The organism is Lysinibacillus xylanilyticus (assembly GCF_001708185.1).
Lineage (GTDB): Bacteria > Bacillota > Bacilli > Bacillales_A > Planococcaceae > Lysinibacillus > Lysinibacillus xylanilyticus_A.
Map to the genome: position 1 here is coordinate 48460 of NZ_MDDN01000003.1, position 20926 is coordinate 69385.

A 20926-nucleotide genomic window follows, 5' to 3' on the forward strand; every position below is an offset into this window, starting at 1 on the left:
ACTTAGGGCGTCGAAATATTGTACTATGTAATGCAATTAACAAAAAGGGGCGGGAAAATATGACATCCAAACAAGGGATTAAACCGGAAGATCTATATCAATTAAAATCAGTGGCAAATCCACAAGTATCACCTGATGGAACAGAAGTAGTCTATGTAGGGACTTATATCGACGACAAGAAAAAAGACTATGTGTCTAATTTATATTACATAAACTTGGATGAAAAAATTCCTCAACAATGGACATTTGGTGAAGATAAAACAAATTCACCTATTTGGTCTCCAGATGGCAGTAAAATCGCGTTTGTGTCAACGAGAAATGGCAAACCACAAATTTTTGTGCTTTCTAAAACAGGTGGAGAGGCGAAGCAAGTGACTCATTGTAAAAACGGTGCGACATCACCTGTTTGGTCGCCGTGTGGCAAGAAAATAGCCTTCTCTGTAAAGCTTGGTAAAAATGAAAGCATTGATGATCAAGCTGAACATGATAAGAAAGAAGACAAAGAACTAAAACCACTTGAAATTGAAAAGATGAAACATAAGTCAGATGCAGCTGGATTTCTGGATATGGAGCAATTTACTCAAATTGCAAGCGTCAATCTTGAATCTGGGAAATTAGAGCTGATGACGGAAGGAAAACATCATTTCCAGGTTGGTACATGGTCTCCAAACGGTAAATATCTTTCTTACAGTGCAGACGTAACAGAGGATCTAGATTTTTCATTCATGAGTGATCTGTACTTATTGGATGTAGAAACGAAACATGCGCGCAAGCTAACGGAAGGAACAGGGATGTTCTACCAAACTTCATGGTCTCCGAACAGTCGCTACATAGCTTATGTTGGAAGTGAAAGAGAATTTGAAAATGCGACACATGCCAAGCTTTGGATTTATGATTTGGAACATAACCTTACGACATGTGTAACGAGTGAATTTGACGCGCCTGTCGGTGATTTTGTTGTGGGTGATTTCCTTCAAGGTGTTGTTGCTCCGCGTGTTCAATGGTTGGAGGATAGTGAAAGCTTTTACTTCCAAGTGACAGATCACGGAAATACAGCCATTTATTTTGGCAACCTTTCTGGAGAATTATATCCCGCTATTCATGATGATCAGTATGTATATGGTTTTTCACTTGATCCAAAAAATGATAAAGCGGTAGTCGCGATTAGCACGACGACAAATCCTGGCGACCTATTTTACGTAAATTTAAATACTGGTGAAAAGGAACAGCTGACTAGGGTGAATGAAGAATTTTTAAAGACGAGAGAATTATCTGTGCCAGAAGCAATTGAATATGAAGGGGCAGATGGCTGGAAAGTAAGCGGCTGGATGATGAAGCCAATCGGCTATGAAGAAGGGGAAAAATATCCACTTATTCTTGAAATCCATGGTGGTCCGCATGCGATGTATGCCAACACCTATTTTAATGAATTTCAAATCCTTGCTGCACAAGGCTTTGCGGTTCTCTATACGAATCCACGGGGAAGTCATGGATACGGACAGAAATTTGTTGATGCAGTCCGTGGTGATTATGGCGGCAATGATTATCATGATCTAATGGCTGCTGTTGATTTTGCATTGGAGCATTATGATTTTATTGATCAAGACCGTCTCGGTGTAACAGGTGGGAGTTACGGGGGCTTTATGACAAACTGGATTGTCGGACATACCAATCGCTTTAAAGCCGCTGTTACGCAACGTTGCATTTCTAACTGGATTAGCTTTTACGGCGTAAGTGATATCGGCTATTACTTCAATGACTGGCAAATCCAAGCGGGACTAGACAATATAGAGAAGCTATGGCATCATTCACCGCTTAAATATGTGGACAATGTGGAGACGCCGCTGTTAATTTTACACAGCGAAAAAGACTATCGTTGTCCGATTGAACAGGCAGAGCAATTATTTATCGCCTTGAAACACCGTAAAAAAGAAACAAAATTTGTTCGCTTCCCTGAATCCAATCACGAACTTTCAAGGAGCGGAAAACCAACGTTAAGAATCAATAGACTAGAATATATTAGGGATTGGTTTGTGGAATATCTGTAAGAGAAAATATTGGTGGCTTAAAACGTGAAAATACTTTTTAAGCCACTTTTTTAATTTACATTGTGAGGGAGAATGCTTTGTTTTAATCAACATTGAAAAGGCACCAGATAGTAGGAACACCTTTTTGAGAGACTAGGCTATTTATTAATGATCCCATAATAAACTATATCCTCGTATTTACCATCTTTTATGACGTGATCCTTTAAAATTCCTTCTTGTTTCATACCAATCTTCTCCATTACTTTTCCTGAAGCGGGGTTCGATGAAAAATAGCGGGCAAACACTTTGTGCAGTTTCTTTTCTTCAAAAGCAAATTGTAGAATCGCCTGCGCCGCCTCCGTAGCATAGCCTTTTCCCCAATATGGCTCGCCAATCCAATAGGCTATTTCACCTTGGTTAAAATCAATATTGTTCGATAATCCAATTGATCCATATAATTCGCCAGTCTCCTTATCTGTAACTGCAAACTCATACGAAAAATCCTCGATAAGATTATCATAATGGAATTCAATCCATGATAATGCATCATCTATACTATACGGAAAAGGTAGGTACATCGTGCTTTTATAAATATTATAATTATTGCAAAGTGTCGCAACCGTTTCTGCATCAGATGTTTGAAATAATCTAAGAACAAGCCTTTTTGTTGTAATCATTAATTTTTCAGGAACATATGCCATTCAATCATCTCCATTAAATTATTATTTCGAACTCATCACCAAAAATTGAGGATGACATATGTTAAACGTATGCCATGGGATACGTTGATGTCCGTTCCGACTGGACGCCCTAGAAAAGTGCCCAGTCGGAACGAACATTAACCCCACGTTATGGTGAAAGAACTATAATTTGTAAATTACATTATATGACAAGCGGAAAATTTGGACAATGACACGAGAGGGGGTTATCATAAAAAAATTTTCCCAAACAAAAAAGACAGAATGCTAAGAAAGCGATTCTGTCTGTGTAGTATTTAGTTGAGTTTTTCTATAAAAACAACCTTTAAATAATTGAATTCAGGATATTCACGTGTCACACGGAAATCCTTTGGTAGGCCGTATTCTTCAACAATTTTATAGCGTGTTTTTGTTTCTTTAAAGGCTTGGTCAATGAAGCTTTTGAACTTTTTCATACCGAAGCTTGCATTGTTCGTTGATGCAATAATGATACCATTTTTCTCGGTAATGGCGATTGTATCCATCAGTAATTTAGGATAGTCCTTCGCAGTTGAGAATGTTCTTTCCTTCGTACGTGCAAAGCTAGGTGGATCTAAAACAACAAGATCGAATTTTAAATTATGGCGCTGAGCATATTTAAAATAGTTAAAGACATCCATCACTTTAATATCCTGTGCTTCGTAATCAATGCTATTGACGCTAAATTGCTCAATTGTTTTAGCTAAACTACGCTTTGCCACATCTACACTTGTTGTTTTTACTGCGCCTCCAAGTGCCGCCGCGACAGAAAATGCACCAGTATATGAGAATGTATTTAGCATGTTTTTACCCTCTGCAAAACGTTCACGAATGGCAAGTCTCACTTCTCGTTGATCGAGGAAAATACCTGTCATTGCCCCATCATTTAAATTGACAGCGTATTGCATACTATTTTCCGATACGATAATCGGAAATTCGCCAGGTGTTCCCATGACGAAATCGTCCTGTTCCATATATTGACCTTTAGTATCGAAACGCTTTTTCTCATAAATGGCTTTGTAGTTTACAGTCTCTGCAAGTGCTTCATATATCGTTTCTTTAAATGAATAAATGCCTGCGCTATACCAGCTCACCATATAGTAAGAATCGTAAAAGTCAATTGTTAAACCGCCAATACCATCACCCTCGCCATTAAAGATACGAAAGGCTGTTGTGTGAGGATCATTGAAAAATGCTTCCCGATTTTGAATGGCCTTTTTAAACTTTTTAATAAAATAATCTTTGTCTATTTTTTCATTAGCATCGGTTGTTAGTACCCATCCAATACCTTTGTTTTGTAAGCCGAAGTATCCAGTGCCGATAAAGCGGTTATGAACATCCGTAAGTCTTAATAGTGCGCCTTCCTCTTTTGGAAGATGACGTGCATCAACGGCATCCTTTGAAATAAGAGGATAGCCTTTTTTTAATTGATCAGAAAAGGGTTTGTTAATTTGTAAAGCAATTGTTTGTGTCATGTTGTCATCCTTTAAAAAACATTTTGCTCTATTATCGCATTCTTTTATATGAATAGACAAACTTATTTCACGAAATGAGCGATTTTTTCAACTGTGTCAATCGTTGCTGCCTCAAAAAACGCCATTTTGCTGAAGTAACTATGAATTAATCCAGGCATATGAATATGCTCTACTTCTACATTTGCCTCAGCTAGTTTTTGCGCGTATTCAAGGCCTTCATCATAAAGAACATCTGCCTCTGCTGCAATAATCATTGTTTTCGGTAAAACGCTTAAGTCTTCCATATGAAGTGGGGAAACAAGTGGATTTTTATAGTTTTGTCTATCTGTGTAATGACCCGCAAACCATTGCATTCCTTGTTTGTCTAAACCATAATCTTCCCCATAAGCACTGTAGGAATCCGTTGTAAAATCAACATTGACTACAGGATAAATAAGTGCCTGAGCTGTAATCTTTGGTCCATTTAATGTAGCGGCTAAGTAAGCTACAACGGTTGCTAAGTTTCCACCGGCACTATCACCAGCCACTGTGATTGTTGATGCATCTCCGCCAAAATGTTGGATGTTTTCGTCAACCCATTCTAAAGCGTCATAGGCATCGTAGAGTGGGGTAGGAAATGGGTATTCTGGTGCTAAGCGATAATCGACCGAGACAACGATGGCTTGGGCTTTTTCTGCTAATAGCTGGCAACCTGCATCTGTAGAGTCTAAATTTCCAAATACCCAGCCGCCTCCATGATAATAAACAATGACAGGAAGTATTTTGTCTAATACAGGTCTATAAATGCGCACATTAATTTGTGCGCCATCTCGAACCGATATTTTGCAATTTTCGATTGCCGCAAGCTGTGGGCTATGTGGTGACGTCCATTTTGGCACTACTTTTATTGCTCGCGCTTCTTGAGGTGTTAAATCATAGTACTTCATAGAAGAATCACTTGCTTTTATATAACGGATCGCTTCATTTTTTAATGTTGTCATCATCATCAATCCTTTTTCATTGCATTTGTTAATCCTATTATAAACTATTCATATAATTTTACTAGGATTTAATATGTGAAAAAGAAAATTATTTTATGACAAAGCAGAAATAATCCGATTGTAAAGTAAAAATATGTTTATAATATAGTGAACAATGTATTTGGAGGGACAATAGATGATTTCTTTAATAGTGGCACATGATACGAATTATGTGATTGGATATGAAAATGGTATGCCGTGGCATTTGCCTGGGGATTTACAATATTTTAAGGATAAAACGATGGGGAAGCCAATGATCATGGGACGAAAAACATTCGAATCCATCGGTAGACCGCTTCCAGGGCGTCGTAATATTGTTATTACTCGTGATGAAAACTATCATGCGGATGGGATTGAAGTGGTGACAAGTGTAGAGGATGCCCTCGCTCTTGCTGGAGATGTTCCAGAAATTATGATTATTGGTGGCGAGCAAATTTTCCGCTTATCCATGGAAATCGCCGATCGCCTATACATTACAAAAATCAATCATTCCTTTAATGGGGATACATATTTCCCAAACTACGAACAGGATTTTGTGGAAATATCCTCAGAAGAGCCTGTGACAGCAAAAGAAGGCTATACATTCCAATATCAGATTTTTGAACGTAAAAACTAAACAAATAGGAATTGGTAAGCGCGGTGATCTAATGACCGTGCTTTTTTGTATAACGGAAGGCGTTTGGAAATATTTGTGGAATAAATGATTATAAGGCTTATCATCATAACGTGAGGTTGATTGGTGCATTCGACGTCTATCAATGTAAAAATCTTACCAGTAAATCCGTTTTACCCGATCGGCGGACATAAACCTGGCCTTGACGGATGAACTTTTAAGCGATGAATAGAGCTACCGAAACGACGGATAGAAAAGTCAAAGTGACGGAAAGAGCGGAAAGAGTCACCGAAGCGACAGATAGAAATATCGAAATGCCGGATAGTTCCTGAGGGCAATCGATGAGATTTTTTACTGCTTAACATTCCAACAATTACATTCAAAAGAGGGGGGACAACTGTGAGGAAAATAACATTGGCAAATGGAAAAAGGTAGAAGTGGAATGTTTGAGCTGTGCCATAACGAGCGGATATCCGCCGGAGGCTTCAACTTCCTTCAACGGGTGTTTGGACACCCGCTGAAAGAAGTTGAACCAGATGGAGGTGTGGTGATTGAAACGGACTACTTTCATGCCCATCAAGATGTTGCTTATCCGATCAAGGGATTAATCATTCTAGCTTCAAAGCGCCATATTACATGTTTGGATGTGCTTAACGATGAGGAGAAAATGGATTACATAAACCTTTTATCAAAAATTAGAAAGGAACAAAGGGAAGTATTAGGTATAGAACATGTCTATTATTTCTATAATGGAAGATACGACACACCATTTTCATACTTGGATGGTGCCGCGCTATGAATGGATGTCTGCATTCGGACGCTCCGTAGAATCGATGAGACCTGTTTTACTTCATGCTAGAAATGAATCATGAAGAAAATATTCGAGAGGTCATGCATGCAGTCAAGGCATTAACGAAGGAAATAAGTAGTGAATAGTAAATACACCAAAAAATCGCTCCTTTTGTCTAAGAGAGCGATTTTTTGTTAATACCTACAAGTAAAAATAAACACAAGCATACATAGAGCCACAACCAGCTAACACAAAGAGGTGCCAAATTGCATGATTGTAGGGCAGGGATCTCCATGCGTAAAAGATGGCGCCAATCGTATAGAAAAGCCCACCTGCTAACAGTAAAGCAAAGCCATTAACACCTAAGTAAAGATAGACAGGCTTAATGGCAAAAATAATTAACCAACCCATACCGATGTAAAAAATTAAAGAAAGCTTCTCAAATCGATTAATGAAGAAGCATTTAAAAATAACGCCTAATAACGCAAGTGACCAAATAATACATAATAATGTAATACCTAACGTGCCACCAATCGCAATTAGTAGAAATGGTGTATACGTTCCGGCAATTAAAATATAAATAGAAGAATGGTCAAGAATGGCGAAAATGTGTTTATATTTTTCAGGCATGCTATGTAGCAGCGTCGACATTAAAAATAAAATGATGACTGAGGCACCAAAAATACTAAACGTTGTAATTTGGAGCGCACTTCCGGTTTGTACAGCTGCTAAAATAAGTACAACTAGCGCTGGAATACTTGCGATAAATCCAATGCCATGAGTAATGGCATTCCACAATTCTTCCTTCCATGTTTTATAGTCAAATGAATCTAGCATAACGAACACTCCTTTCGTGCATATATTTATTATACGCCAATAATTTTTATCCTGCTATTTACAATTGTCATGTATTTATTATCAAAATTGTCATAGGTATGGTTATTTGTTTGAAGGTCTTTGTTAGACAAGTACTCGACAAAACGTTATAGTAACCAAGGTAGTGATTCAAAACGGACTAAATAGAGTGATGTCTAATGACAAATGTCATGTTTACAATGATTCATTAGTCTATATAATTAATTTTAATGATGTAAAAGGATGTGTCGAAGTGGGACGAATTCATATAGTAACGGACTCAACTTGTGATTTAACAAAAGAGGAAGTAGCGCAGCATGGTATACATATTGTGCCTTTATCGATTCAAATTGATGGAAAAACATATACAGATGGTGTTGATATAGAGCCACAATCTTTTTTAAGCTTTATGCAGAATTCCGAAAATTTGCCTAAAAGCTCGCAGCCTGCGCCGGGGAAATTCAAAGAACTATTTGATGAACTAGGAAAAGACGGAGATCAAATTATTTCAATTCATATGACTGGTGGCATGAGTGGTACTGTTGAATCGGCTCGTCAAGCAGCGCAAATGACTGATGCAAATGTGACTGTTATTGATTCACGTTTTATCGCCTTTGGTCTAGCTTTCCAATTACGAGAAGCTATTAAAATGCGTGATGCAGGTGCAACTGTCGAGGAAATTATGGCACGTCTGGACAAGGTTCGCGAAAATACGTATTTGTATGTAGTTGTCGACACACTTGATAATTTAATTAAAGGCGGACGTATTGGGAAAGGTAAAGGCTTTATCGGTTCTTTACTGAACATCAAAGTAATTGCAAACTTAGAAGGTGGCGCATACAATCCCGTAACCAAAGTGCGTAGCCATAAACAGGTTGTCAACTACTTATTTAAACAATTCCAAGCAGATACTGCCGGAAAAACAGTTAAGTCAGTTGGAATTTCCCACGCCGATGGAATGACAACGATGGGTGGACCATTAAAAGAATTGATCGAGGGAACAGGTGTAAATGAAGTAGAAATTGCCTTTACTTCACCAATCATCTCTACACATACTGGCCCAGGTGCAATTGGTTTCATGTTTTTTGCAGAATAATATACGATAGCTACTACATAAGTTTTGTAGTGGCTTTTTTTTATATGGAATGGAAAAATGCATGCCTTAAGAAAGTTATACATTGTGAAAAAATGCGCACTTTTACAGAATACCTAGGTTAGTCACTTTTCATTGCAGCATAAACTATTCTATAATAGAAGAAACAGCAAATGATGGAAGGTGGTCAAATGAACATTTGGCGTATGCTAATTTTGTCATGTTTGACCGTCTTAGTACTAAGTGGTTGTGAAATATCAATAGATGAACCGAATCCGCAAGCTGAACCAGAAGGGGAGCAAGCAGGGACGGAGCAAGATATGAGCCAAGATGAGCAACAAACGGAAAATGAGGAAAAAACCTCAAGGAATGTATTGACGCAGATTTTTGAACATTTTTTTGAACCAACTCCCGAGGATTTACGGCAAATTGATGATGAAAACGCAAAGCAACTACAATATTTGGCACTCGGCGATTCTTTAACAGCCGGTGTCGGTGATGAGTATAGTGAAGACGGTTTTGTAGGTAGGTTAGCAGATTCATTGGAAGCTTGGCCCTCGATTTCTGAAGTTGAGGTCGATAATCGAGGAAAGAGAGGAAGACGTAGTGATCAGCTATTAAAATTAGTGAAAAAAGGGCATTATGATGAAGAGTTGCAAGAAGCACAACTCATTTCCGTTACAATGGGTGGAAATGATGTCATGAAGATCGTCAGGAAAGATCTGTTGAATTTAAAACGAGATGCTTTTGATAAAGAATTGCAGGCATTTAAGAAACGCTATAGTAAAATCATTGCCGGCATTCGAGAAAAAAATCCGACAGTGCCCTTATTACTAATCGGTTTTTATAACCCATTCTCGATCGTGACAAATGAAGCCAATGAATTTGATTCGATTATTACGGAGTGGAATAAAGTCATTGAAGATGTAGCGAGTGAAGATGTTAATGCTTGCTACGTATCCGTGGAGGACCTGTTTGTTTCGAATAAGGAGCTCGTTTATCATACGGATTTCTTCCACCCAAATGCAAAAGGATATGAGAAAATGAATGAACGTATTTTAGAAGCAATGGAGAAATGTGGTATGGAAGAAAAGATTAACAAGGAAATAGGCTTCGAGGAGTGACAAAATGAATAAGTGGAAATTCGCATTTTTTGCCTTAGCGGGCACAGTGCTTTTTGCAATCCTCCTCGTCGTTTATTTAGCAACTAGACCAGTAGATGGAGTAAATTTAGCAGAGAGTTCAGATGGTGAAAATGAAGTGAAAGGGAATGTTCTCGTTGTCCAAACAACAACGAAGGAATTGGAATCTATATCGAAAAAGTATTTAAAGGATGCTTCTAAAGGATCACCATTACCGTTGGACTTTACCATCGATGATGATATTGAATTAAGAAGTACATTAACGGTGTTCTATACAGAAATTCCAATTTCAATGAACTTCGATCCCATTGTCGATAAGAAAGGTAATATTATTTTAAAACAGACAGGAATGAATGTTGGGCTTTTAAATATTCCGCCGGAGACAGCGATGAAAATTATGCGAGACTCGTTGGAATTCCCTTCATTTATTACAATCAATCCAAGTAAGGCAGAAATCTATATTGACTTATCGCGCATAGATATTGCTTCAGGATCACGTATCAAAGCAAAAGAATTAGATTTACCAAACGATAAGATTTTACTGGAAGTTATTGTTCCTGGTGAATAAGGAGTGAAATGAATGGCAAAGCAATTCGCAACATTTGCAGGTGGATGTTTTTGGTGTATGGTCAAGCCCTTCGATGAAACACCTGGCATTGAATCAGTGATTTCAGGTTATACAGGTGGACATGTTATCAATCCAACATATGAGCAAGTTTGCTCTGAAACGACGGGGCATATTGAAGCGGTTCAAATTACGTTTGATGATGAGTATTATTCGTACGAGCAATTACTTGCGACATTTTGGACAATCATTGATCCAACAGATGCAGGTGGACAATTTTATGATCGCGGGGAGTCCTACACAACTGCAATTTTTTATCACAATGAAGAGCAACGCGAATTAGCAGAACGTTCTAAGGCAGATTTACAGGCATCTGGTAAGTTCGATAAGCCCATTGCAGTAAAAATTTTACCAGCTAGTACGTTTTACCCAGCTGAAGACTATCATCAATATTATTATAAGAAAAATCCAATGCATTACGAGCGCTATGCTGTCGGTTCTGGTCGCAAAGCGTTTCAGGAGCAACACTGGGGGCAAAAAAATGAATAAAGAACAACGCTTAAAAGAATTAACAGACATGCAGTATTATGTGACCCAAGAAAATGGCACAGAGCCACCATTCCGCAACGAATATGATAAACACTTTGAAGAAGGTATTTATGTAGATATCGTTTCAGGCAAGCCATTGTTTAGTTCCTTTGATAAATTCGATTCAGGTTGTGGGTGGCCTGCATTTGCAAAGCCAATTGAACAGAAAGAAGTCACAGAGCATTTCGATACATCACATGGAATGCGTCGTGTAGAGGTTCGAAGCAGTGAAGCAGATTCTCATTTAGGACATGTTTTCCCTGATGGACCAAGTGAACGTGGTGGCTTACGCTATTGTATTAACTCCGCTGCACTTCGCTTTGTACCAAAAGAAGATTTAGAAAAAGATGGCTATGTAGAATATCTTTCATTATTTAAATAAGACAAACTCCTAGCAGGATTATATCGTGCTAGGAGTTTTTTTACTGTTTTAAAATTGTTTCAAAAGCGACGGGAAGAGCGCTCGAAACGACGGAAAGAACAACTGAAACGACGGAAAGAACAACGGAAGCGACGGAAAGAGTCCTCGAAACGACGGAAAGAACAACGGAAGCGACGGATAGAGTCATCGAAACGACGGAAGAACAAGCAAGCGACGGAAAAAGCCCTCGAACCGACGGAAAGAACAACTGAAGCGACGGAAAGAGTCATCGAAACGACGGAAGAACAATCAAGAGACGGAAAGAGCCCTCGAACCGACGGAAAGAACAACTGAAGCGACGGAAAGAGTCGTCGAAAAGACGGAAGAACAATCAAGCGACGGAAAGAGCCCTCGAATCGACGGAAAGAACAACTGAAGCGACGGAAAGAGTCGTCGAAAAGACGGAAGAACAATCAAGCGACGGAAAAAGCCCTCGAACCGACGGAAAGAACAACTGAAGCGACGGAAAGAGTCGTCGAACCGACGGAAGAACAACCAAGCGACGGAAAGAGCCCTCGAAACGACGGAAAGAACAACTGAAGCGACGGATAGAGTCATCGAAACGACGGAAGAACAAGCAAGCGACGGAAAAAGCCCTCGAACCGACGGAAAAAACAACTGAAGCGACGGATAGAGTCATCGAAACGACGGATAAACTCGTCAAACTGATGGATAGAACGTCACAATTGATTAGAAATATTAAATGATTGAACTAGCAATTCTAAATCCGATATCATCAATAAAGAAATCAGGCATACTCTTACGTCGACAAGTAGCTCCACATCCACGTTCTTCTTCAGCCCAACTGCCTCCTCGAATTATTCGGTAATTACCAAATATCTCTTCATCGTATAAGTCCCAGCACCACTCCCAAACATTTCCTATCATGTCGTACAAGCCCCATTCATTAGGTGTTTTCTCACCAACTTTGTGTACATGTTCGTTAGAATTATCTTTATACCAAGCAATGTCATCAATAGTACCATAGCGATATCCTGTTGAATTTGCTTTACATGCATATTGCCATTCAGCATCGGTCGGTAATCGAAAACCATTAGAACTCGGATTGCATACAACTGATTTACTTTTCTTATCACAATCGTAAAACTTATCATAGCCTAGAGCATCAGACAATGAATTACAAAAGTTCACAGCATCTATCCATGAAACATTAACAATTGGTTTTTGATCTTTTGATGTTAAAAAACTCTTCCCCATAATAATCGAATAAAATTCTTCTGTTACAGTATATTTGGCAAGATAAAATGGCTTTATCTCAACATTCCAAATAACCTCTTTTAAATTTTTTCTTATACCCGGCATTCCAAATTTATAGTTTGAACTAATCCATTTCTGCTCGTTTCGAAAATCTCGTAATTGGATTTCTCCTTCAGGAATATATACCATTAATTCTTTTAAGTAATGATTTAAGTTCGTTATCATAGTTCTCTCCATATCATTAATAATTTTTTTTAGACACTACTTTCATCGTACGATATCCATCCATGGATTAAAATAAATTGCTCATATATTGGTCGTTCATAATCTAACATCCATACAATAATGATGAACGAAATTTTAAAAACTCCTGCGCTAGATTATGAATCTGCATCATTTATTATGAACATGTTTCAGGGACACTTTAAACTTTAAATTCGGAGGCAAGATTCCGCAGACTATCAAATGCTAGGGTGATTGTGGCGAAAGGAGACCCTAGGAAAAGTGAGCAACCCGTAGCAGAAATAAAGAAAACCTTCCGAAATAAATGTTTCATTGTTATGACTAAGAAGATATTTTCTGATAAACTAGCGGAAAGTAGATGAGTAAAGAGGGGAAATTTGTATGAAAAAGAGCTTTTATTTGTATGTACTGACATTCAGAGGTGGGGATTGGTCAGATCCGAAGGTACGATTTGCGGAGGAAATGTTCAATGAGCATAATTTTCCGAAGCAAAGCACAGACTTTGATGAGCTATCTACTTATATTGAGTCGTTCGCCACTGACAACTTAACAACAGGTATGTTTGATGAATTATGGTCTTTATACGTAGACCATGGGTGAAATTACGTTAAAACAATAGAATTTATTTTAAGTTGCTAGACGTCTAGCATTGCGAAATTATGAGAAACACAGTATTATTTAAAGTGATAACTGACAGAAAAGAGGGATTGCAGTATGAGTATTCATATTAATGCAAAAAAAGGCGAAATCGCTGACACAATTTTACTTCCAGGAGATCCATTACGTGCTAAATACATTGCTGAAACGTTTTTAGAAGACGTTACTTGCTATAACGAAGTTCGTAATATGTTTGGTTATACAGGTACGTATAAAGGTAAACGTATTTCTGTACAAGGTACTGGTATGGGCGTGCCTTCAATTTCGATTTACGCTACAGAATTAATGCAAGAATATGACGTTCAAAAATTAATCCGCGTAGGTACTTGTGGTGCAATTCAAAAAGATGTAAAAGTTCGTGACGTAATTTTAGCGCAAGCAGCAACTTCTGATACACGTATGAACCAAATCATTTGGGGCAACAATATCGATTTCGCACCGATCTCTGACTTTGATTTACTATTAAAAGCATACAATGCAGGTAAAGAAGCTGGTTTAAACCTACAAGTGGGTAATATCTTCACAGCAGATATGTTCTACTCTGATGAGCACCAAAACGAAAAATTAGCTCAATACGGCGTACTTGCAGTGGAAATGGAGTCTGCGGCACTTTACACATTAGCAGCGAAACATGGCCGTAAAGCACTTTCTATCCTAACAGTAAGTGACCACATTCTAACTGGTGAAGTAACAACAGCAGAAGAACGCCAAACAACGTTCAACGACATGATCGTTGTTGCTTTAGAAGCAGCTATTCAAGAGTAGTCTTATCAAGGGTTTGAAGTTTGGAATAAATTTCAAAGGGACTACACTAAAAATTAAGAAGTTTTTAATCCTCAATGGGTGACTCGATAAATGAGAGCCTGTTGAGGTTTTTTTGATTATAAAGAGTTGAAAAGCTCCGTAGCACTATTCTTAGGATATTTTTGCTGAAGGTTGTTTGCGGCATATAAAGCTATGCCACACGTATGCAGTTCAGCACATAAGGCTTTCACAATGCCATAATAGATTTGATGCCTTAATAGAATATCATGAAAGCCGTGCTGACCATTCGTTAGATGGTTTGTGAAGTTAAGTTATGATATTGAACGCAAAGTACATTCCAACTAGGATAGCTAACGTAATAAAAGGTTTGAAAACCCACTGTGGGGCTTTAATTATTTTCAAAACCACTCCTATAGCAACACCTGCTACAAGCATGATTATTAGAATAAGAGCTAATTGAATTGCCATGTTATTTATAACTGAATTATCTATAAAAAAATCCATTCTCTATTTCCTCCTTCTTTACATGTAATTGTAAATGAAGAAGCAAGTGAGAGCATTAATGTATTTTTGATATTAGTAGGATTTGTGCAACTTAATCGTTTGACCGTTACTCATAGCGAGACGATTAGGTCTAAATCATTTTAAGTTTGATTTAGCTTACAACAACAATCGTAGCAAGCTTACAGACCCATTTAACGATATTTAAAGATCCTGTAACAGTTGATAGATTTGGCTTGGGCTTGTCTCAATGGACTTTAGGAAGCTTACATATTTAACAAAAAGGTAAAAATCCAACAATCACTATTTACAACCCTTTCACAGAATCCATATTAAACAATATATGTTAGGGCTATCATTTATCACTCAATCCTGTTAAATAAAAGAAACATTGACTATTACCCATATCCTAAATATTGGGTTTATGATAACGTATATGAATCTTTTAACTTTAGAAAATTAGAAAGGAAGTGTAATAATCACATATGAAAAAGATATTGAAACCATTGATTAGTGTTATTGCCATTGGTGCCCTCTCTCTATCTATAAATATAGATAAAAATGTATTAGCTAATAATATTGCAAATACATGTGATTATGATTCGGCATCGAAAGGAAATCCTGATTTTTCCACAATGAACTGTTTGTTAACCGAAACAGCACTGATTTATGATGTTCCTCCTGAAATTGTGAAGGCAATAGCGGAAGGTGAAAGTGGAAATTGGCGTCATTTCGATAAGAATGGTGAAGCGATTGTGACAGCTGATAATGGAATTGGTGTTATGCAAATTACAAATCAAGCCGGCTACAATCAAGATAGACTAAAAAGCGATATTGTCTATAATATTCAAGCTGGTGTAGAGACTCTAAATAATATGTTTAAGCGGAAGGATTTACCTAGCATCAACGGTGGGGAAAGAGATGTACTGGAACATTGGTACTTCGCTATCATGGCTTATAACGGTACTAAGCCAGTAAATAGTCCAATTGTCCAAGCAACTGGTGAAAGAAATGCAAATGCCTATCAAGAAAGAATTCTCCAAATTATTGAGAAATCGGAATTAATAGGCTTAACGGAGCTAACTTTTTTACCCGAACATTTTCAATATGACTCTAACAGCAGGGAAAATATTGAATTTTCAGCGATGAACTATGATTTTGATTTACCATTAAATAAATCAAAGTATTTTTTTGAAACAAATCAAAAAGTTAGTGCAACAACTAATGTAACATTAAGGACAAGACCTACTACGGATAGTCCATCTATGGGTACTTTACGTGAAGGAGAAATTGTTACCATTACGGGTCCTTTTGTATATGAAGAAGTATCAACGAAGAAAAACCATTTTGTTTGGTATCCTGTGAAAAGAAGTGACGGGACAAAGGGGTATGTAGCATCAAGTTATCTAAACTACTCAGCTTCAACACCAACGCCAACACCTCCAACAACGGGAAACGTTGATGTATCAAAGTTTGCTGATTACAATGTAAACCAATACTGGGCTGAGGATTTTAAGTGGGCAGTCAACATCGGTATCATCAGTGGATACCCAAACGTGAAAAACTCATCAACAGGTAAGTACGAAAACTTACTTAAACCGTACAATAACTTAACGGAAAACCAAATGTTATCTATCCTATTTCGTTACTTCAAACCATCAGAACTAGCTTCAACGATTGCTAATACTTCGTGGTATGGAGATGTAAACTACCAACTGGCTACAAAATACTCTCTACCAGTCCTAGGTGCAAACACAGCATCCAAACAAGCCATTGCAGGGAAGGATATCACACGGGGTAACTTCGCTCGTATCTTAGCTTCAATGCATTATGGTAAGACTGTATCTCAGTCAGAAGCTATTAAATTCCTTCGTGATAATGGTTTAACAACTACTAAAACAAATGAAGAGTTTAAACCAAATGATTCTCTAGCAAGAGCGCACACAGTGGCATTCTTCCACCGTTACGAACAAATATTCAATAACTAAATTGCTACTTACAAGTGAAAAGGTGACTATAAAAGTCATCTTTTCTTTTTTATGTTTAATAAATCCTTTCTTGATCCTCCTCGAACCTTTCATAACTAAATTCATTGAAAGAGATTGCTTGATGGGAGCTACAAAGTCTTGTGAGAAGCTACAGGAGAGGTTGAGGAAGCATAACAAAAGGACTTACATGTAATGAGGTTGAATCATACACGTAAGTCCTGTTCTTTTTGGAGAGAAGCACCTGTTTGTAGCACGACTATATACTTACCATTACGGAGTCAATAAATAATAATATTAAAAAGATACCAACAATATATTTAGAAACTTGCTTTAGCTTTTCATTTTCGTATGTTTTATTTAATAAGAAAAAGAATCCTATTACCCATATGCCATTTTGAAAAAAGGTAGCAGTAATACTTCTGAGCATATTAAGAATAAAGTATATGTCCATTGTTTCCCCTCATCTTTCTCTTGATATAGTTGTTTGGAAAGTTCTGCAATTTGGCTCGATTGTTGAATAACCGAATAATTAGTTGTTTGGTATATTATAGCGCATTTACAATTATTGGTTCGTCCTAATCTTAATTAAACTAAAGCCCCATTAGTCTAAGTTTAAATCTCCACAAAGTTCGTTTCTTCCTTCAAGAATTAAAGGTAATATAAATCATCAAAACTATGAAGAAAAATAATGTTTCAAGATTAATTAGAAGTGTATTGGCTTTTGCCTTTGAAAAAAACTTGATTCGTTTTACTAAGCTTGTATCCAGCACTATAAATAAATAATAAAAAATTAGTGAACTGAATAAAAACATAATACTTGCCATTAATAATTCTCTACTATTCCAGAAAGTAAATCCTAAAAATAATGCCCAAATACTTTTGAAAACATTTGCCAATCCTTCGAAAGGATTAGATAATGTTGCCATCATATAATCTCCTTGTTTATCTGTAATTGATTTATTAACATTATGTTTTACTATATATGTAATATGACCTGTTTGAAGTGTCATTGTAATCACTATCATAATTAAATAAACTAAGCCAAATATTGTCCCCACATTTAGAAATTCCGAATTTAATAATTGGTACAAAGCCAATGGTAAAGGAAACCACATTGCATACATCAATGCCATTAAGTTATGCAAAAAAGCAAACTCGTTATTTTTAACCAACTTTTGAAATGTAAAAACAATAATTAAAAATATCAATATTCCTATCCAGCCCAAAATTATTGTGGAAATTAACATAAGTCCCCCCTAGAGCTCATTTTAAAAAACCAAAATCTACTTTCCGTCGCTTCAGTTGTTCTTTCCGTCGTTTCGATGGCTCTTTGCTTATAGTCTGCTAATCTGCGCCGTTCGTTGGATATCTGAATGATCAGTTGTTTGGTCTAGTTTAACACATTTCCAAATGTTGGGGTGGAGAGGTGTGTAAGTTGATAAAGTAAATTGTGAAGAAGTTCCGGTAGCTGGTGCTTTGTTAAGTCCCGCAGATCAGTGCTCAGATGATTCGAGTATGGGATAGATGGATACTTGATGGCAGACTGCTCTCGGGTCAATGTGAGAGCATAACAAAAGGACTTGTGTACAATCCTTTTATACTTATTATCACAGCGATTTAAATATACTTACAGGTATAAGCGTATCAAGGGATTAGTAGTTGGAAGAAATTATAAAAAGACTAGCCTTTACTTTACATCATTGATTAAAGCACCTGCCTGAGCCTTTTCTTTGTGAGTAGGGTTAGTGTTTAACGTTTTGTTTCCTTTATCCCGTTAAAAAGGGGCAAATGTGAAACGTATGCCATGAAAAGCGTAGCATGTCTGCGGTGATGATGTACAATACCGCTCCATTGGATCTTCAATTAAGAGGGGACCATAACAAAAGGACTTGCGTGTACTGAATTGTTATCATACGCAAGCCCTAGACTGGTGAAGTTGAAAATTCATTATTGTTTTGGAAATTAAATCTTTGGAATTGCGCCCGATCCTAAATTATTTTCATAAACAAACTTTGAACAAAAAACCCAATAAGAGGACTCATAATTTCCGAGAGGGAGACTAAACAGGGTGCACGACTTTTCGACCGTCTACCACAAAATGAGGAAGTCCCAATTTGACCAACCGAAGTACACTGGTGGCAAATATAGGCGAATGCTTAGACGGTCAAACCTTGCTTCGCATATCCTAAACCGAAATCGAAAGGGGGAAAATTATGCAATATTATGACCGAAACGATGGGGATTGGGATTATGACAGTTATGGAAGGCGTCGAAGAAGACGAGACCGTTATCCGTTTTACCCATTCTATCCATTCTTCCCACCATATTATCCGCCGTATTACCCGCCATATTACCCGCCATATTATCCATACTATCCACCACGCTATCCACGTCCATACGGCTACTAATAAATAATGGATCTACTAAAAAATTAGAAACGACAACACCTTCAATATAGAGACTGTCGTTCCAGTTCGTTTATAGTAATCAGTTAAAACGTCCACAATTATGCCGAGGTAAATTTCAAAGAAAATAGGATAATTAAAAGGTCACTTTGTCAAAGTGACCCTGAATGAAGAGGAGTAAGGCTAGAAAGCTTTACCCTCTTATTTTTTCTACTCTGACAATACAACAGAGGCATTTGTAAATTAATATATGAAAGAAGCGCCGACAATAATTAAAAGAATAAATAGAACAACAATTAGAACAAATGTTGAACCGTTATAGCCACCTCCATAGCTATAACCCCCATAGTAACAATTGTTGTTATAATTACCCATATTACCCATATTTCCGCAGTAACCCATGAAGCATTCCTCCTTTCTACGTCTATAATATGTACCGTTATAAAAAGTGGAGGAGATATTTATCCAACTAAAAATCCCTTTGTATTAGAAATTTAGAAAATAATTATAACCTAACTTCGATGAGAATTTAAAAGGGCCACCCAATCGAAGTGACCCCTCAGTAACAATTCAAGGCGGTGTAAGCTAACAATTAGCTTATATTATGATTATGACGGGATAGCCACTTTTACATAGTGTATTGCCTTAGAGAAAGAATTATTTTGCAATCTACAGCCAGAACAAAGAAATGATGCTTGGTACATAATTGTGTTGTCGATTCATCAAACGATTGATTTGATGTACTATCCCTTTGGAGTTCTACTAGAAAGCTTATCATTTTGGATAAAAAAGCAATTCTATTTAATGTCTATTCTTCACTTTATAATAACCTAAACCTTATGAATCATTTTCCATATTCTATTATTATTATCAAACGATTGAAAAGAGGGTAAAGTGATGATGGATTCTTGCTGCAATTGTGATTGTCACAAAAAAATATTTCGGTTAAATACGTTGTCTTCCTGCCCGGATTGTCGATGTAGTTCAGTTCAATCTTCAGTTCCTAGCAATTTTACTTCAGGAGCAATATGGAGAAATCCCGAGACGGAGAAAATAGTAGTCTCTCTCTTAAATAAAACAGACGTAGCCCGGACAGTGACAGTATCGATAGTAGATTGGCAAAATTGTGCCCAAGCGGAGATGTCAAAAGAAGCGTTCTTATGTGGAGAATCTCAACCTTCACTTTTTTATGGCACACCAACGCCTCTTACGTTTACTATACCAGCCAAAAAACTTCTCGTCGTTCACGCAACTCCGCAAAATATTTGGCTTCCAAATGATCCGATTTATGAGGTGCTTGTTATAACCCCAGGTGACCCTATCGTTCCTAGTGATCCAATCACTCCAAATGATCCCGTTATCTTTAATACATGGGGGATTAATGATTCAGGGGTGCCTCAAGTAGGAAATACAGTGTTACATCAACAGTTTCATCGAACGTTTTTTGTTTGAAATAGGGGAGAAGAAAAACTTCTTGTGAGTTAATACATGACTAGAACATATTTTCAAATTGATTGACTAGTCATTTTTTCTACTAATATCGTTAACCCAATTCAAGTGGTGTACGCCTTTTATAGAATGAAGTAGTACTCTTGGCAAACAAGCTCACTGGGCCATGCATTCATATTATCTAATGTGAGTACAGGTCTTTTTGTATTTTATATCCTTGATAGTTCGTTTAGCCAGTAGTTGTAATGAAGGAGATGGATTTGATGATAATCGATGTTTGTATTGCAAATGAGGAGCAGGACTGAATCTGATTATAAAGAGCTAATTAAAAGACGTAGAACGTGATATTCTAATAGCAAAGGAAGATGAAAGTGTAGTAGGTTTCGCAGTAAAGCT

The 20926-nt window shown here is 37.2% G+C and carries 22 protein-coding genes and 1 pseudogene; 14 read left to right on the forward strand and 9 right to left on the reverse strand.

Annotation, left to right across the window (positions count from 1 at the left end):
* Positions 1–59 precede the first annotated feature (59 nt).
* Entirely contained in the window at positions 60–2048 is a 1989-nt protein-coding gene (locus BFJ97_RS08065; RefSeq protein WP_068984139.1) for a S9 family peptidase, read from the forward strand.
* Between the two features lie 137 nt (positions 2049–2185).
* Here the strand turns inward: BFJ97_RS08065 and BFJ97_RS08070 are convergent, their stop codons facing one another.
* The 3 genes from BFJ97_RS08070 to BFJ97_RS08080 all read right to left on the reverse strand — a co-directional run bounded on the left by BFJ97_RS08070 (position 2186) and on the right by BFJ97_RS08080 (position 5198).
* Positions 2186–2728, reverse strand: coding sequence for a GNAT family N-acetyltransferase (locus tag BFJ97_RS08070; RefSeq protein ID WP_068984140.1), 543 nt, complete (start codon positions 2726–2728; stop codon positions 2186–2188).
* A gap of 293 nt (positions 2729–3021) precedes the next feature.
* Positions 3022–4218: a class I SAM-dependent rRNA methyltransferase gene (locus tag BFJ97_RS08075; RefSeq protein ID WP_068984141.1), complete on the reverse strand. Its 1197-nt coding sequence runs from the start codon at positions 4216–4218 to the stop codon at positions 3022–3024.
* Positions 4219–4280: 62 nt separating this feature from the next.
* Positions 4281–5198: an alpha/beta hydrolase gene (locus BFJ97_RS08080; RefSeq protein WP_068984469.1), complete on the reverse strand. Its 918-nt coding sequence runs from the start codon at positions 5196–5198 to the stop codon at positions 4281–4283.
* 175 nt (positions 5199–5373) lie between these two features.
* On the opposite strand from BFJ97_RS08080, the gene BFJ97_RS08085 reads away from it, so the two are divergent.
* Both BFJ97_RS08085 and BFJ97_RS08090 read left to right on the forward strand, forming a co-directional pair.
* Positions 5374–5853, forward strand: coding sequence for a dihydrofolate reductase (locus tag BFJ97_RS08085; protein ID WP_068984142.1), 480 nt, complete (start codon positions 5374–5376; stop codon positions 5851–5853).
* 396 nt (positions 5854–6249) lie between these two features.
* A pseudogene (locus BFJ97_RS08090) lies at positions 6250–6786 on the forward strand (HIT family protein).
* 55 nt (positions 6787–6841) lie between these two features.
* On the opposite strand, the gene trhA reads toward BFJ97_RS08090, so the two are convergent.
* Positions 6842–7477, reverse strand: coding sequence for a PAQR family membrane homeostasis protein TrhA (trhA, locus tag BFJ97_RS08095; RefSeq protein WP_068984143.1), 636 nt, complete (start codon positions 7475–7477; stop codon positions 6842–6844).
* Between the two features lie 271 nt (positions 7478–7748).
* On the opposite strand from trhA, the gene BFJ97_RS08100 reads away from it, so the two are divergent.
* The 6 genes from BFJ97_RS08100 (at position 7749) to BFJ97_RS08125 (ending at position 11598) form a co-directional block, all read left to right on the forward strand.
* Positions 7749–8591, forward strand: a complete 843-nt coding sequence (locus BFJ97_RS08100) for a DegV family protein (protein WP_068984144.1) — start codon at positions 7749–7751, stop codon at positions 8589–8591.
* A gap of 188 nt (positions 8592–8779) precedes the next feature.
* The gene (locus tag BFJ97_RS08105; protein WP_223554349.1) at positions 8780–9712 is read left to right on the forward strand and encodes a GDSL-type esterase/lipase family protein; all 933 of its coding nucleotides are present in this window, start codon (positions 8780–8782) and stop codon (positions 9710–9712) included.
* A gap of 4 nt (positions 9713–9716) precedes the next feature.
* On the forward strand, positions 9717–10298 hold the full coding sequence (locus BFJ97_RS08110) for a YpmS family protein (protein ID WP_068984145.1): 582 nt from the start codon (positions 9717–9719) through the stop codon (positions 10296–10298).
* Between the two features lie 12 nt (positions 10299–10310).
* Complete coding sequence (msrA, locus tag BFJ97_RS08115) at positions 10311–10844, forward strand: peptide-methionine (S)-S-oxide reductase MsrA (protein ID WP_068984146.1); 534 nt, start codon at positions 10311–10313, stop codon at positions 10842–10844.
* Entirely contained in the window at positions 10837–11265 is a 429-nt protein-coding gene (gene msrB / locus BFJ97_RS08120) for a peptide-methionine (R)-S-oxide reductase MsrB (protein WP_068984147.1), read from the forward strand. The genes msrA and msrB overlap by 8 nt, the downstream gene beginning before the upstream one ends.
* A gap of 54 nt (positions 11266–11319) precedes the next feature.
* Positions 11320–11598 carry a hypothetical protein gene (locus BFJ97_RS08125; protein WP_068984148.1) on the forward strand — a complete coding sequence of 93 codons (279 nt, stop codon included), beginning with the start codon at positions 11320–11322 and terminating at the stop codon, positions 11596–11598.
* 37 nt (positions 11599–11635) lie between these two features.
* On the opposite strand, the gene BFJ97_RS24030 is transcribed toward BFJ97_RS08125, so the two are convergent.
* Together BFJ97_RS24030 and BFJ97_RS08130 are read right to left on the reverse strand one after the other, a co-directional pair.
* Entirely contained in the window at positions 11636–11968 is a 333-nt protein-coding gene (locus BFJ97_RS24030) for a hypothetical protein (protein WP_139114398.1), read from the reverse strand.
* Between the two features lie 35 nt (positions 11969–12003).
* Complete coding sequence (locus BFJ97_RS08130; protein WP_068984149.1) at positions 12004–12747, reverse strand: formylglycine-generating enzyme family protein; 744 nt, start codon at positions 12745–12747, stop codon at positions 12004–12006.
* 399 nt (positions 12748–13146) lie between these two features.
* Here BFJ97_RS08130 and BFJ97_RS08135 point away from each other — a divergent pair, with 399 nt between their 5' ends.
* The gene (locus BFJ97_RS08135; protein WP_068984150.1) at positions 13147–13365 is read left to right on the forward strand and encodes a YozE family protein; all 219 of its coding nucleotides are present in this window, start codon (positions 13147–13149) and stop codon (positions 13363–13365) included.
* Positions 13366–13479: 114 nt separating this feature from the next.
* The gene (gene deoD, locus BFJ97_RS08140; protein ID WP_068984151.1) at positions 13480–14187 is read left to right on the forward strand and encodes a purine-nucleoside phosphorylase; all 708 of its coding nucleotides are present in this window, start codon (positions 13480–13482) and stop codon (positions 14185–14187) included.
* A 306-nt stretch (positions 14188–14493) separates the two neighbouring features.
* Here the strand turns inward: deoD and BFJ97_RS08145 are convergent, their stop codons facing one another.
* The gene (locus BFJ97_RS08145) at positions 14494–14691 is read right to left on the reverse strand and encodes a hypothetical protein (protein ID WP_068984152.1); all 198 of its coding nucleotides are present in this window, start codon (positions 14689–14691) and stop codon (positions 14494–14496) included.
* A gap of 482 nt (positions 14692–15173) precedes the next feature.
* Between BFJ97_RS08145 and BFJ97_RS08150 the strand changes: the two genes are divergently transcribed.
* Positions 15174–16676, forward strand: a complete 1503-nt coding sequence (locus BFJ97_RS08150; RefSeq protein ID WP_068984153.1) for an SH3 domain-containing protein — start codon at positions 15174–15176, stop codon at positions 16674–16676.
* 641 nt (positions 16677–17317) lie between these two features.
* Here BFJ97_RS08150 and BFJ97_RS08160 read toward each other — a convergent pair.
* Positions 17318–17923: a hypothetical protein gene (locus BFJ97_RS08160; protein WP_068984155.1), complete on the reverse strand. Its 606-nt coding sequence runs from the start codon at positions 17921–17923 to the stop codon at positions 17318–17320.
* A gap of 966 nt (positions 17924–18889) precedes the next feature.
* On the opposite strand from BFJ97_RS08160, the gene BFJ97_RS23510 reads away from it, so the two are divergent.
* Complete coding sequence (locus BFJ97_RS23510) at positions 18890–19084, forward strand: hypothetical protein (RefSeq protein ID WP_083226957.1); 195 nt, start codon at positions 18890–18892, stop codon at positions 19082–19084.
* A 240-nt stretch (positions 19085–19324) separates the two neighbouring features.
* On the opposite strand, the gene BFJ97_RS23515 is transcribed toward BFJ97_RS23510, so the two are convergent.
* A complete protein-coding gene (locus BFJ97_RS23515; RefSeq protein WP_139114411.1) occupies positions 19325–19456 on the reverse strand; it encodes a YjcZ family sporulation protein in 132 nt (43 codons plus the stop codon).
* A 720-nt stretch (positions 19457–20176) separates the two neighbouring features.
* On the opposite strand from BFJ97_RS23515, the gene BFJ97_RS24035 reads away from it, so the two are divergent.
* Positions 20177–20533 (forward strand): hypothetical protein, encoded by a 357-nt coding sequence (locus BFJ97_RS24035; protein ID WP_139114399.1) that lies wholly within the window; start codon positions 20177–20179, stop codon positions 20531–20533.
* The last annotated feature ends 393 nt before the right edge of the window (positions 20534–20926 follow it).